Origin of the sequence: Acetobacter zythi (assembly GCF_963921165.1) — a bacterium.
Lineage (GTDB): Bacteria > Pseudomonadota > Alphaproteobacteria > Acetobacterales > Acetobacteraceae > Acetobacter.
This window is the reverse complement of the sequence record NZ_CAWUEO010000044.1, coordinates 1-12,631: the sequence shown is the minus strand read 5'-3', so window position 1 is coordinate 12,631 and position 12,631 is coordinate 1. Positions and strand designations below refer to the sequence as shown.

The window sequence follows — 12,631 nt, the reverse complement described above, 5'->3', positions numbered from 1 at the left end:
ACAAGGAATAAAGTCTCAGCGCGCAAACTCATGGCGTGACAGCGGCATGCTCCGGATGCGCCGCCCGGTCAGGGTGGAAACCGCATTGGCAACCGCAGGTGGGATGGCCGGGAGCGGAGGCTCACCAATGCCTCCCATCTTCTCGCCACTCTCAACGATTTTTACATGGACACGGGCCATCCGGTCCAACGTCAGAATGGGGTAACCATCGTAGTTCCGGGCGCGCGGCATACCGTTTTCATAGACGGTTTCTTCCAGTAAAATCTGTGACAGGCCCAGCGCCACGGCCCCGTTGACCTGCGCTTCAACAATCGCCGGGTTGACGATGCTCCCCGGATCAATCGCCTCCCAGATATCGTGGACCCGCACCCGTCCGTTTTCGACCGAAACTTCCGCAATGGCGGCAGCTTCAGACCCGAATGGAGAGGCCATGGCAACGCCACGTGCCCGGCGTGATCCATCGGGTGCCGTAAACGGACCGCGCTTCCAGCCACCAGACAGTTCCTCAACCGCCTTTAGCAACGTGGTCAGACGTTTGTTGTGACGTAAAAGATGCAGCCTGAGTTCGTAAGGGTCCTGTCCGCCCTTGTCGGCCAGTTCATCCAGAAAGGATTCATACAAAAAGTCATTCATGGAGTTGCCAACAGAGCGCCAGTACCCCAAGGCCACCGGGCTTCTAACAAAAAGTTGGGCAATCCGCCGGTCAGGAATATCGTAGGATTTGTTGGTCAACCCTTCCAGAGCGGATGGATCGAGACTTTTCCCACGCTTTGTTCCCCCTCCTTCCGTTGGCCCTTCTGTTGCGCTGACGACCTCCAGTGCAACCGGGCGTCCCTGTGCATCAAGGCCCGCACGGAAGCGTACAACCGCCATGGGGCGCAGAACATCGCGCAGGAATTCTTCCTCACGTGTCCAGATTAGTTTGACCGGTCGCCCGGTGGCTTTGGCCAGCAGAATAGCCTGCGGATACGCGGTGGCATGGTTGTAAAGAAAATGACGCCCGAAAAATCCACCCAGAAGGGGCGAATGGATTGTAATTTTTGCCTCGTCCAGCCCGGTCCGCTTGGCCATATCGGCACGGAACATATCCGGCGCTTGGGTGGGAAGCCAGACCTCCAGTGTTCCGTCAGGATTATAACGTGCCAGCGCTGAAGGGGGTTCAAGCTGGGCATGGTTCACATACTGGCTGAAATATGTTGCATCGATAACCGTATGGGCGTTTTTGAGTGCGCGGTTTACATCGCCTTTGGTTTCTGCATCGTCTTCTTGTCCGGTGGCACGCGCCAGATGTTGCCTGAACTCTTCACTCGAGAACTCTGCTGGCATTATACGAATGGCATCGGCACTACCCGGCTTTGCCTCTTCCCAGTCCACTAGCAAGGCCTCAACGGCGCGTTTGGCATGCCACCAGCGCTCGGCCACCACCGCCACAGCTCCCGGTAGGCGATGAATGGAATGAACGCCGCGCATTTGGCGCACCTGATCTTCGTTCTGTATGGGGCCGACAGTCATGCCAAGACGTGGCGCATGCTGGACGGCGGCATGGAGCATGCCTTCCACTCGCACATCGACTGTATATTCGACCTTGCCGGTGGATTTTTCATATATATCCAAGCGCTTGACCGGCTTGCCAATCCAGCGGAATTGCGATGGGTCCCTTAGTTTTACGTTAGCCGGATCCGGTACAGGGAGGTCCATGGCCGCATGCGCCAGTGCGCCGTAAGGCACCGCACGACCAGAAGCCGCGTGGATGACCTGCCCCGGTTGCGTGGTGAGTTCAGAGACCGGAACGCCCAGATGCTGCGCTCCGGCCTGCAGCAGCATCTCACGCCCCAATGCGCCCAGGCGCCGCATGACCAGATAGCCCCTGCGAACCGACCCACTGCCCCCCGTAACGCGCCTGCCGTTGTCCATCACAACGTATTCTTCGCCTGCGGGCGCGTTTTCAACAATGAAGGTCGCAGGATCCGCGTCTAGTTCCTCGCCAACAATCTGCGCCATGGCAGTAAACGTTCCTTGCCCTCCTTCAATAAAAGGGCTTTGCAAACGTATGCTGTTATCTGGTCGGATTTCCAGAAAGGCAGGAACCTGCGTGCCGCGGAATGTGGGAGCCTGCGCGCTCTGAGCGCGTGCTTGTCGGGTTGGCAAACCAATCCCCAGCACAAATGCGCCAGCAGCAGCACCAGTTGATGAGAGTATGAAGAAACGTCTGGAAAGATTGACGGGTGCCGCCTCCATAATGGGGGCATCCTCAAAAGGGCCTCGTGCCACTTTTATGTGCTCCCATGCGTTGGGTCGGAACATACATCATGAATGGCGGCACGAATGGCGTTGTAGGTTCCACAGCGGCAAAGGTTGACCATGACCGCATCAATTTCCTGATCCGTGGGGTGTGGGTGCTGCCTGAGCAGAGATGTGGCGGCCATAACCTGCCCGGACTGGCAATACCCACATTGCGGAACCTGATATTTCACCCATGCGGCGACAACCCGCTTTCCAAGGTCATCCTGCTCGATTGCTTCAATCGTGGTAACAGATGCCCCGGACAAGTTTTCAACAGGTGTTACGCAGGAGCGCACGGCCTGGCCATCAACCAGCACGGTGCAGGCGCCACATTGGGCCAGACCGCAGCCATACTTGGTGCCTGTCATACCGAGGTCGTCACGTAGGACCCAGAGCAAAGGCGTATCCGGTTCGACTTCAAGCTGGTGTTGCACACCGTTTATTGTCAGTTCCATCAAACCCTCGTTCACAATGACAGACCGATCCATATCGCCGTAATTTTATAAATATCTGTGCGCAGGAACGCAGTATTGCCTGATAGATGGCGCTTATCGCAACAAAAGTGCCAAAGCCGGACCATGGGCCGGCTTCCTTCAGGTTAGACCTTTCAGGCCCCTAGAGTAACCCGCAAAAAAAGCTTAAAATCACACATTTTCTTTGTGAATCTGCTGTTTGGTCCGCTTCCTGCGTGACAAATTGAAAGACCAGCGTTTTGACTACATTCTGGCCAATCCACATCGCAGCGTGGAAGGCTATGTTGTATCGTTTATCCCGTAGGCGCCGTCTGGCGTGATCTGCCTGTCCGTTTTGATAGCAGGAAAACGTGCGCCTGCACCGACGACTGCGCCGTTGCTGCAAAAGCAGTGTGATTGAACGGATTTTCCTGTATCTGGTTGCCGTAAAAAAGAGGCGCGGATCAGATCCGTAACGTGGACAGGCGGCTCAACTGGCTGACCGAACGCGAAATTGCATGGTCATTCCATACAAAAATAACAGAACGATAGAACACAAGACAAATTTCGTCCTTTACAGAACGCAGAACTTTACCGATCGGTTATTGCAATAAATGCAAACAGCGTCGTGTTATCGCAACCTGTTACTATCAGCGCAAATCCCTTTTCCGTGCAGCCGTGGTATTCATTTCAATCTAATTAACGGTGTGCCGTAGGGGGCTTACTGCGAATCAAACGATCGCAGCAATACCTTCCTGCCGGGCGAATGTATCAAGCTGGTCAAGATATACGCGCCGTTCTTCAGCGCCAATCCATGCGGCATTAAATGCATTGCGGCTGATGGTAACTAGTTCTTCTGGCGTCAGAGCCGCGCCATCCCGTGCCATTTTCATGGCTTCGTTCATATACACACTCTGCATATAACCCGGATCGTCGGAATTGATGGTAATTGTCAGACCGGCATCCAGCAGGGCGCGAATATCTTTTTCATTGCTGCCGGGACGAATTGCCATGTTGGGAAAAGGGCATACCGTAAAGGGGATGTGCCGCTCCTGCGCCTGCTGAAGTAGTTCAGGTTTTTCCAGCACATTCAGCCCGTGGTCCAGCCGCTCGCTTCCCACGTCCTCAAGTGCCTGACGGATATGCTCATGGGTATTCTGCTGGTCAATATCGCAATGCATTGTCACATGCAGTCCAGCTTCACGTGCACGGCGGAAGACATGGGCGAATTTGGCGGGAGGATTGCCTTTCTCGTCCGAATCAAGGCCCACACCGATCAATTCAGACAGGTAGGGAAGTGCTTGGGTAAAGGTGTCGTCGGCTGATTCTGCGCTCATTTCGCGGATGAAACACATGATAAGCTGAGAACGAATGCCAAAATCTCGCTCCGCATCCGCACGGGCGCGGCTGATACCCTTAATGACGGTCTCGAACGCGATGCCCCGGCGGGTATGAAGCTGGGGGTCAAAGAACATCTCGGTATACAGGACATTCTGGGACGCAACCTTCTTCAGGTAAGCGTAGCACAGATCATAAAAATCCTGCTCTGTTTGTAGCAGTTCTACGCCTTCGTAATAAAGAGCGAGAAATGATGGCAGGTCATCAAATACATAACCGGCGCGGATCTCATCTTCCGTCATGCTCTGGAGCGCATGGCCATTGCGGCGGGCGAGTATGATCTTCAGCGCAGGTTCGAGCGTGCCTTCCAGATGAACATGAAGCTCTGCCTTGGGTAAGGCTTCAATAAAGGAATCGGAGGCAGGCATCATGACATGAAGTCCTTTTTGGGTCACAAAGCAGAGCATTACCATACACGATCGGAACCGTAATGAAATAGTACAAATGACAATCTGTCACTTTTGGAAAAATATTCCCATAACACGAGATAAAGTAGCCAACGACATGCTCAAGTTGCGACCAATGTTACACCTGCTGCCAGTGCAGGGGATGCCTCTGCTGTTCTGTGTAAATATAAACTTGTAAAATTAATTCGGATCAAGAGATGTCGCGGATACAATATTCCTGAATTCAAAGATAATTTCTGGATAACGTGCTTCAAGATACCCAACAATTTTAGTGTTTTGTATAAGACGTTCGAGATAACGAGAGGCGAGAACAAGCTGAAGAACGTCCTCTCCAAAGGTTGCTTCAAGAGCTTGATAATCTTTGGTCAGACTTTCCATCTCACGTTCCATTCTAGCCATCTGCTCAGATGTCAGACCTGAAACCGTTTTAGGCCGGTCTGGCTTGGCAAGATCTGTTTGCTTCGACGCCGCCAGAATGGCCTTGGCGTAAGTGGCTGTAAAATTATTCATAGCCACCATAAGTTCGGCCGTCTCGGTTTGTTTGAGTGGCTTCATCTTCCGCAGAATACTAAAAACATGCGGGTTAATAGGTCGATCCTTCAGCAGTTCAACGGCACCGGGAGCAATTCCATCAAGCAGATTCCGCCGATGCAAAACAACTTTTTCATCAATGCCCAAAGCTTTGGCAATCATGGCAGGCGGCACGCCACGATCAATGGCGCGCGAAATCATATAATGTTCCTGTACCGTTGCTAGGCGGTTGACCCGCTTATTGTAGGTGAAGGTTTCATCGTCGTCGGAAATAATACAAAGAGTACTTTCTATCTTTTGTTCTTGCAGGGCATGTAACCGTAAATGGCCATCAAGAAGCATATGTCGTCCATCTCGAGCAGCTCTGGCAACGACCAGAGGCTCGATCACACCAACTGCGCCAACGGAAGTCGCAATCCGTTGATACCGTTTTGAGTCTGTAATCCGTTTGCTCATTGGACGGAGAGGAAGAATTGAATCAAGAAGCACTTCGCGCACCTCTCGCTCAAAAGAAATGCGAACTGCCTTACTCATGCCCGACCCTGCCCAACACCAAGTCGGTCTGCAATCGGTTGGGGTAGGGTGGCCAATCCTTCAGCTCTCAGTAACTGCACAAAATGATCTTCAGCCAGCAATTTTCCCATTGCACCAACAACGAAAGTAAGGCGACCTTGGGTAAGATGCGCTTTTTTCACTATAATTTTCTGCCGATCTACTTCTTTTTGGTAAGCCCGAACCAAGGCGGTAGCAGTTGCCGGCTGTCCGGCTCTGTTACCAGATCGTGCTGATCGCATACTTTTACCAATGGTGTTGCGTTCTCCCACAATCCGACGAATAGCCAGAACCTGGCTGCCAGGAAGCTCACCAGATTCATAAGCTTCAGTAAGCGCTCTCTGAACATCTGCGTCCGTGGCTTTTGCGATTTCTGCTGCAATTGAGTGAGGAATGATCCCGCGCTCTACGGCATTAAGTAATCGTTCCTCTCCCTTTTCTAAAAGGCTATTAATAGAATAGACATAATCAGAACTGAACCCGACCTTTTCTGCTATCTCAGCGTTGCTATATCCTCTCTCACGCATCGAACCAACTTCACGAATAAGTTCGAGGGGGGAGAGGTTTCTGCGCGCTAAATTTTCGACCAGACTCATCACGAAGCATTCGTCACGCGTAGCTTCGATGACCATGGCCGGTATTTCTATTTGACCAAGCTTTTGAAAGGCTTCCAATCGCCCTTGACCACAGATGAGTTCGTAATTTTCACTATTTGGTGCTTGTCGGACAGTAATGGGGCGTTTCAAGCCAACCTTGCGAATACTCTCAATCAACTCTTCGAATATTTTCTTGTTTCGAACCCGAGGGTTCAAAATCTCAATAGAATTTGTGGGAATCATGACAATTTTGGACATCACAGCGGTCCTTCCAAAGTATGACGACGCAGTAAGTGAAAAAGAGGGGATAAATCATCTGTTCTGAAAGAGTCTAAATTGATTCCGTTATTTTCCGCCATTCCCAGTCTGGATTTGTGACCAATATCCAGCCATGGCAGAAGATAATAATCTTTCACAGTTTTATTGTCTGGGTCGAGCCTGACAACGACAGTCAGATCAGGTTGTAAACTGGTATCCAGACGGACCTTCCACCGAAGAGAGCCAGCCGCAGTGCTTTGACAACGAGCAATAACGAACGCAAGCGTTACTTCATAATTGACCAAAAGCAGGTCATTGCGCGCATTAGGAGTCACACTGCCACCAATGGCTTCAATTCCTGCAATGGTCTTTGCGACCACCTCGGGGTGCATCAATCGCAGCTGACGGTTGGTTTCGACGTAACGGTAATCACGTGCAGGCTGGTAACCGATGAGTTCATAGGCACGGAGGAGACTGCCAAAACGATGTCGATAAGCAGCACTCGACGGCATTTCCTCAACTTCGTTAATAATCATGCCTGAAAGAACACCACGACAGGCAAGAAGATCGGACAGCATTTTCAAAAGCTCTTCATTGGAAAAGCGGCGAGCTCTTTGCGCGAAAATGGTTTGTGCTGCTTCGAATAGGGCAGGGTCGACAATTCCTTCGAAAACGGCATCACCACGAACCCACATATCGGCATCATTCACAACGCGTTTCTGTTTCAGTTTGAAAGAAACACGATTGTAAACATTATTTCCTATATACTTCTCATTACTCAAAATCTGACGGATAACAGCATACGTCCAGGATTTCCCAAGGTCTGTTAATCGCTCTTCTCTATTGAGAATTGTAGCAATTTCACGCTCTGAACGGTGCTCCAGAATAAAAAGCTTATAAATCCGGCTTACTGTCTCAACTTCATCATTCGGTCCGGGGACAAGGATAACGCGATCAGTTTGAAGGCTTTTGTGTTCTCCTCGGGCGAGGAGAGCCTTGGGTTCATTATTCTCGTTTACGAGAAAACGCCTTAGACCATAACCAGCAGGACCTCCCTGCCGATAACCAAGCGTAATCAGGCGACATTGTCCGGTGAAAACCTTGCCGGACAGCTCGCGGCTATATTCTCCGGCCATCACGCGCTTGATACTTTTCATAACATTCGATGGCAGACTTCCATCGTTATCAAATTGTTCAGCACAATAATGGATGTTAATTCCACGTTCGCGGCATATAAACTCATAATAAGCGCTTTCATCCGCATCCTGAAAACGCCCCCAACGACTGATATCGTAGACGAGAATAGCCTCGAAATCAGCGGCTCCACTTTGGACGTCTTCAATCAAGCGTTTTAGAGAATCACGTCCAGCAATATTGAGGCCGCTACGTCCTTCGTCGGCATAATTGCGAACAATCTGAAAATTTCGTCGTCCGGCATAAACCGCGATAATTTCTGCCTGATTTTCTGTGGAGTATTTCTGATGGTCGGTTGACATCCGCACATATTGGGCGGCGCGTACCGGAATTATTGCTCCTACTGCTTCCACTCTTATCCCCAGCCCTATGCGTTAAAGACGGAAAAGCCACCCGCCCACATTTTGCGTCACGATCGCAGTGCGGTCGATCTGAATCGATCGTACCCAGATGATCGTTTTTGTAATGCAAAGGAATGTGGAATGTCGTTTACAAAAAAAGACCGAAATGTTCGCGTCAATAAAGGAAGTAATTTTCCGCTGGATCCGTCTGCTGATACGGAGGCTGCCTTTGCAACCATTATCGCGGATGCACTCCGGCGCGATTTTGGGAACACACCAGCGCACGTAAAACATATTGCTCGATTAACAGGAGCAAATTTACGGACAGTTGGAAACTGGGTGAGTGCTCGCAACGGCCCTAGCGGTGCAAGCCTTGTTGTTCTGATGCGTCATTCTGATGAGGTCACTATAGCCGTCTTGGAATTATCAGCACGCTTGGGCTTGTGGAGAGCGATGTCGGAAACAAAGAGTAGAAAAGAACTTTACCGAGCTGTAAGCGAATTTATGAAATATATTCCAAAGCAATAAAGAATAGTATTTTTATGAATGGGAAAACTGTTTCTTTCACTTGGAAAAAACGGTTTTCTCCCCTACCATCTCCAGACCTCGTTCTTACGCCTGTGCAATGACACCACGGAACGGGAGAACTGTTTTGCCTTTCCATGTGTTGCGGGTAGGGAAGAAAGCAGGTCAAAAAAACTCTCCCGCCACGTTACCAGTCATCTGTCTTACAAGTATATTGCCAAAAACTTCAGTAAACAGGCCGACGGTCTTCAGGATAGCTTTTATGGTGTCGGCACTCTTTGTTTTGTCCGAATAGATGAAGCGTTCAGCCATGGCTGAAAGAAGAGGCGATGAAATTTTCGGGGCAGGTTTGCGTTCTTCCTGTGAGGTGGCACCAACTGAGCAACGTGGGCAGGCTGGTGACTCTGGGTGTCAACGATCATGCTGGACAAGCAGTCGGCTTCCGTCTTGAGCATTTTTTACTGTCTGTTCAGGGCAGCGCCGGTGGTAAACTGCTGATGCATGCTGTCAAAACGCTGTCTGCTCTGTTATTCTGCCATAAAGGTCATCATCAAAACGTAATAAAAAATGATTCATTTTTATTTCATTAATCATAAAATAAGGTTTTTTCTTAAATAAATAATCTCAATAGAGAAAGTATTTTCTCTTTACTAGATTGCTGAGGTAGCAACGCTGATGCTTATTGCGTTTGGATATAATCAAAATACAACAAAATAAATGAGAAAAATACAATAAGAGGAAAATAAAATTTACATAAAATATCCTGGAAAATAGAATAATTAAATATAATTTTTATTGATGTGATTTAAAAAAATAACAATTCAGACAACATAAAATTTTTTGATTATGAATGTGAAATAATTAGCGTTATGAATTCTCTAACGAGGATAGTTTGACAGTGAGAGCGGGGAGTGTTTTTGTAAATTACATTGGTTCCAGTGATGATCTGATTATATCAGATTTTTGATCTTCAGAGACAAAAACACAAAAATACAAAAACCGGAATGTATTGTGTGCTGTTTGCATGTCACCCGCTAGAATAATTTCTGACGGGTTTTTATCATTTGATGATCCATGAACAGAAAAATAACCGATTATGGAGAAAAATATGCCGTGGGATGTCAACAGGGCCATTCGGAGCAGAAAATGTTGCTGTTATCCAACCTATCATAGGGCACGCAGATGGACATATGTGCATGTTCGATAGTAATATTTAGATATCAGATTTCAAACAGAGAATCTTATATCCTGGGCCAGCATATCGCAATGAGAAATCAATCTATAAAATTTACCGACATTCGTAACGGATATAAAATATTAACTCTTTGTGTTTTTACCTTTTTTCCACACTGGGCATATGCCCAGAGTACAACGCCAGCGCAGGAAGTTCTGAAATTTTATCAAAAATATATGATTACTTGCGATTATATTTTTAGTAATGGTGCGGAAAAAAAACGTGATGGTTTGTTTTGTAGCATGAATATTGAAAAATATATTACAAAAGAATTGCATAAAAAAATAATTTTGGCTTATAAATATGGAACTTACAGTAATTTGACTGGAGATAGGAATTATTTCACCCATACTCAGGATTTCGATGCACGATGGGCCTCTTTTATGTCGGTCACAGAAATAAAGGCAGATAGAAATAATTCAGTTATTCGACTTCTCATGAATTTTCCAAAAGGGGCTGGTGAGCCGCTTGCTGTGTGTGTCAGGTTATACCGTGAAAGTAGTGTTTGGAAGATTTACCAGGTAGACTCGTCTCTGGATACGGACCTGCCTGATTGCAAGGATAACTGAGTAATTTATCTCTAGTATAGATTATTTTTTGTGTAATTAAGATGTGATTTTCTCTTCTGGGAATGTGGCGGTTTCCTGATTTTTCTGTTGGCGTGATTTCCTACGAACAACCCTGCTGACAGCATTTTTCAACGCATAGGCATGGTTTTTGAGTTTCACGAGGTCTTTAGGACTATCCTGGATAACATCCAGTAAGGTAGAAAGGCTTTTTTGAAAATAACAGGAAGCTTTGTGACCTGACTTCTGACACGTTCTCGGTTTGTAGCTTCATTGGTGACACGCCACCATTCCAGCACCTCTGCTTTTTCCTGCGTGGTGCATTTGTCCAGAATGGAATGGCGGACCATGGAGTAATAGCAGGGAAAAGAGCCAAGGGTTTCCTTGATGGCTCGTTTCCTTTCAGGGCTGTATGTCCAACGACTGACTTACCCATTTGGGTCTGGCTTTATTGTCTAATAATCGAAATTGCATGATAAAATTCTCCTTATAAAATAAATGGTCAACATTGCATCAATGTGACGCCTAAATAAAATTATAAGTAAATAGAAAGAATAATTTCAAACATATTGATTGATATTAAATAATGAATATTGTTGAGTGAGGATATATCAGATTGTAATTTGACGTGCGCTGACATAATGTCCATCTTGCTTGAAGATATTTGGATTACCATGCAAGGAGAAAGTTGAAGTTAATTCTTGCTTTCCCGTCTCAGTCAAAATATTTTTATCGGCATATACAACAAAATTATTATGTTTTTTGTTGAAAATGACCCGCTCACGGGGCCATTCTTTATATTCGGACCAAAGAGGCACACGAGACACTAAGGATATCTTTATTTTGTTCGGATTTTTTTCCAAAAATCATAGTGTACACTTCATGTAGCAGAGGCGCCATATTGTTCTCCCTCATTAACATAGATCATATCCGTCAGAAAACGTGGCACTCCATTTTCCATGATAAGCCAAAAAATACCAATTTTGGGGGAGAATGAAGTGTTGATATTTGGATCATTCATTAAACCTCACAGCAAGCGTGAGGCTTCGTCGTTGACATGTCTACGCTGAACTGGTCGACGAAAACACCTTTATCTTCAGCCAAACTAGAACTGGAGCAAGGAATGCCCAGTGTTGCGGGCAAGGCAAGAAGCAGGTCACGAAAAGCTCCCGCCTGACTATCGCCGAGGTCACTGACGGGAGTATCCCCAAAAGCCCTGATATAAAGGAAGATTGTCCGCTTGGTTGTAAGCTCCCGGCGACTGACGCCTTGCTGAATACTTCTGGTCTTGTTCAGCTATGAAGCATGAGCGATTTAAGAGATAGGGACGCGGTACTACCTGCGAGTGTCGCAGGTAGTACCGCAGAGAGGCTCCAAAGGAGCGGTAGAGAGACAGGCGAGCGGGACAGGCTGGCGGACGCCTCGCGGATCGAGATCGTTTCGGATCGCCGCCGCTGGCACGCCCCTGAATTTCGCGCGCGAGTGGTCATCGCGTCCTACGAGAGCCGACGCCCAATAAGGGAGGTGGCTGCACAGTATGGGATCCATCCAAGTCTGGTGTTTCGCTGGCGGCGAGAGGCTCGGGCCAAAGCGCAGGCCAAAGGCGGGACATCGTTCATACCTGTCATGGTGGCCCCGGCCCCCGAGCCGCAGCCATTGGAGCGTCGGAGAGAACAGGGAACGCTGTCCGGCCAAGCCGTCAGCCTGGTCTTTCCGGACGGTGTGCGGCTGGAGTTCGACACAGGGCTGTCCGCTGATCGTCTGCGTGAAATTGTGGGTGCACTACGATCATGATCCCGCTTCCTTCCACGCTGAGGATATGGCTGGCGGCCGGTGTAACCGATATGCGCCTGGGGATGCCCGGGCTGGCGTTGAAGGTCCAGGAAGCACTGGGTCGTGACCCTTTCGCGGGTGACGTCTATGCCTTCAGGGGCCGACGCGGCGACCTGGTGAAACTGATCTGGCACGATGGGATCGGCCTTTCCTTATATGCGAAGCGGATCGAGCGCGGGCATTTCCTGTGGCCTTCGGCAAAGGACGGAGCGATCCATCTCTCCCCGTCACAATTGACTTGTCTGCTGGAGGGTGTGGACTGGCGCAATCCGCAGAAAACATGGAGACCTGAACTGGCGGGATAATAAAAACCGCGCCAGGTCAGCATATACTGGTACCCTTTTGAGCGCCCATGTGATCAACTGCCTTCATGACGGGAGACACGGACGACATCATCGCCTTGCGCGCGGCACTTGCCGCTGCCGAGGCGCGTGCCGAGGTCGCGGAAGCCCGTGCGGCCA

The 12,631-nt window shown here is 48.8% G+C and carries 12 protein-coding genes; 5 read left to right on the top strand and 7 right to left on the bottom strand.

Annotation, left to right across the window (positions count from 1 at the left end):
• Positions 1-15 precede the first annotated feature (15 nt).
• The 6 genes from AABE20_RS11340 to AABE20_RS11315 all read right to left on the bottom strand — a co-directional run bounded on the left by AABE20_RS11340 (position 16) and on the right by AABE20_RS11315 (position 8,024).
• Positions 16-2,238, bottom strand: coding sequence for a xanthine dehydrogenase family protein molybdopterin-binding subunit (locus AABE20_RS11340; protein ID WP_338333281.1), 2,223 nt, complete (start codon positions 2,236-2,238; stop codon positions 16-18).
• Between the two features lie 35 nt (positions 2,239-2,273).
• Complete coding sequence (locus AABE20_RS11335; RefSeq protein WP_408740895.1) at positions 2,274-2,771, bottom strand: (2Fe-2S)-binding protein; 498 nt, start codon at positions 2,769-2,771, stop codon at positions 2,274-2,276.
• 695 nt (positions 2,772-3,466) lie between these two features.
• The gene (add, locus tag AABE20_RS11330; RefSeq protein WP_338333162.1) at positions 3,467-4,504 is read right to left on the bottom strand and encodes an adenosine deaminase; all 1,038 of its coding nucleotides are present in this window, start codon (positions 4,502-4,504) and stop codon (positions 3,467-3,469) included.
• A gap of 216 nt (positions 4,505-4,720) precedes the next feature.
• A complete protein-coding gene (locus AABE20_RS11325) occupies positions 4,721-5,605 on the bottom strand; it encodes a plasmid partitioning protein RepB C-terminal domain-containing protein (protein ID WP_338333161.1) in 885 nt (294 codons plus the stop codon).
• Entirely contained in the window at positions 5,602-6,477 is an 876-nt protein-coding gene (locus AABE20_RS11320; protein WP_338333160.1) for a plasmid partitioning protein RepB C-terminal domain-containing protein, read from the bottom strand. Before AABE20_RS11320 ends, AABE20_RS11325 begins: the two co-directional genes overlap by 4 nt.
• Positions 6,477-8,024 carry a recombinase family protein gene (locus AABE20_RS11315; protein WP_338333159.1) on the bottom strand — a complete coding sequence of 516 codons (1,548 nt, stop codon included), beginning with the start codon at positions 8,022-8,024 and terminating at the stop codon, positions 6,477-6,479. The genes AABE20_RS11320 and AABE20_RS11315 overlap by 1 nt, the downstream gene beginning before the upstream one ends.
• Before the next feature lie 129 nt (positions 8,025-8,153).
• Between AABE20_RS11315 and AABE20_RS11310 the strand changes: the two genes are divergently transcribed.
• From AABE20_RS11310 to AABE20_RS11300, 3 genes are all read left to right on the top strand, one after another.
• Positions 8,154-8,540, top strand: coding sequence for a hypothetical protein (locus AABE20_RS11310; RefSeq protein WP_338333158.1), 387 nt, complete (start codon positions 8,154-8,156; stop codon positions 8,538-8,540).
• A 326-nt stretch (positions 8,541-8,866) separates the two neighbouring features.
• Positions 8,867-9,127 carry a hypothetical protein gene (locus tag AABE20_RS11305; RefSeq protein ID WP_338333157.1) on the top strand — a complete coding sequence of 87 codons (261 nt, stop codon included), beginning with the start codon at positions 8,867-8,869 and terminating at the stop codon, positions 9,125-9,127.
• 676 nt (positions 9,128-9,803) lie between these two features.
• Positions 9,804-10,340: a DUF3828 domain-containing protein gene (locus AABE20_RS11300; RefSeq protein WP_338333156.1), complete on the top strand. Its 537-nt coding sequence runs from the start codon at positions 9,804-9,806 to the stop codon at positions 10,338-10,340.
• Positions 10,341-10,948: 608 nt separating this feature from the next.
• On the opposite strand, the gene AABE20_RS11295 is transcribed toward AABE20_RS11300, so the two are convergent.
• Complete coding sequence (locus AABE20_RS11295) at positions 10,949-11,164, bottom strand: hypothetical protein (RefSeq protein WP_338333155.1); 216 nt, start codon at positions 11,162-11,164, stop codon at positions 10,949-10,951.
• Between the two features lie 478 nt (positions 11,165-11,642).
• On the opposite strand from AABE20_RS11295, the gene tnpA reads away from it, so the two are divergent.
• Both tnpA and tnpB read left to right on the top strand, forming a co-directional pair.
• The gene (tnpA, locus tag AABE20_RS11290) at positions 11,643-12,131 is read left to right on the top strand and encodes an IS66-like element accessory protein TnpA (RefSeq protein ID WP_051672078.1); all 489 of its coding nucleotides are present in this window, start codon (positions 11,643-11,645) and stop codon (positions 12,129-12,131) included.
• Complete coding sequence (gene tnpB, locus AABE20_RS11285) at positions 12,128-12,475, top strand: IS66 family insertion sequence element accessory protein TnpB (RefSeq protein ID WP_019092242.1); 348 nt, start codon at positions 12,128-12,130, stop codon at positions 12,473-12,475. The genes tnpA and tnpB overlap by 4 nt, the downstream gene beginning before the upstream one ends.
• Positions 12,476-12,631: the final 156 nt, after the last annotated feature.

Bases quoted from the DNA above. Each gene is read 5' to 3' on its own strand.
- AABE20_RS11340 (WP_338333281.1), bottom strand. From the start codon at position 2,238: ATGGAGGCGGCACCCGTCAATCTTTCCAGACGTTTCTTCATACTCTCA.
- AABE20_RS11335 (WP_408740895.1), bottom strand. From the start codon at position 2,771: ATGGATCGGTCTGTCATTGTGAACGAGGGTTTGATGGAACTGACAATA.
- add (WP_338333162.1), bottom strand. From the start codon at position 4,504: ATGATGCCTGCCTCCGATTCCTTTATTGAAGCCTTACCCAAGGCAGAG.
- AABE20_RS11325 (WP_338333161.1), bottom strand. From the start codon at position 5,605: ATGAGTAAGGCAGTTCGCATTTCTTTTGAGCGAGAGGTGCGCGAAGTG.
- AABE20_RS11320 (WP_338333160.1), bottom strand. From the start codon at position 6,477: ATGTCCAAAATTGTCATGATTCCCACAAATTCTATTGAGATTTTGAAC.
- AABE20_RS11310 (WP_338333158.1), top strand. From the start codon at position 8,154: ATGTCGTTTACAAAAAAAGACCGAAATGTTCGCGTCAATAAAGGAAGT.
- AABE20_RS11305 (WP_338333157.1), top strand. From the start codon at position 8,867: ATGAAATTTTCGGGGCAGGTTTGCGTTCTTCCTGTGAGGTGGCACCAA.
- AABE20_RS11300 (WP_338333156.1), top strand. From the start codon at position 9,804: ATGAGAAATCAATCTATAAAATTTACCGACATTCGTAACGGATATAAA.
- tnpA (WP_051672078.1), top strand. From the start codon at position 11,643: ATGAGCGATTTAAGAGATAGGGACGCGGTACTACCTGCGAGTGTCGCA.
- tnpB (WP_019092242.1), top strand. From the start codon at position 12,128: ATGATCCCGCTTCCTTCCACGCTGAGGATATGGCTGGCGGCCGGTGTA.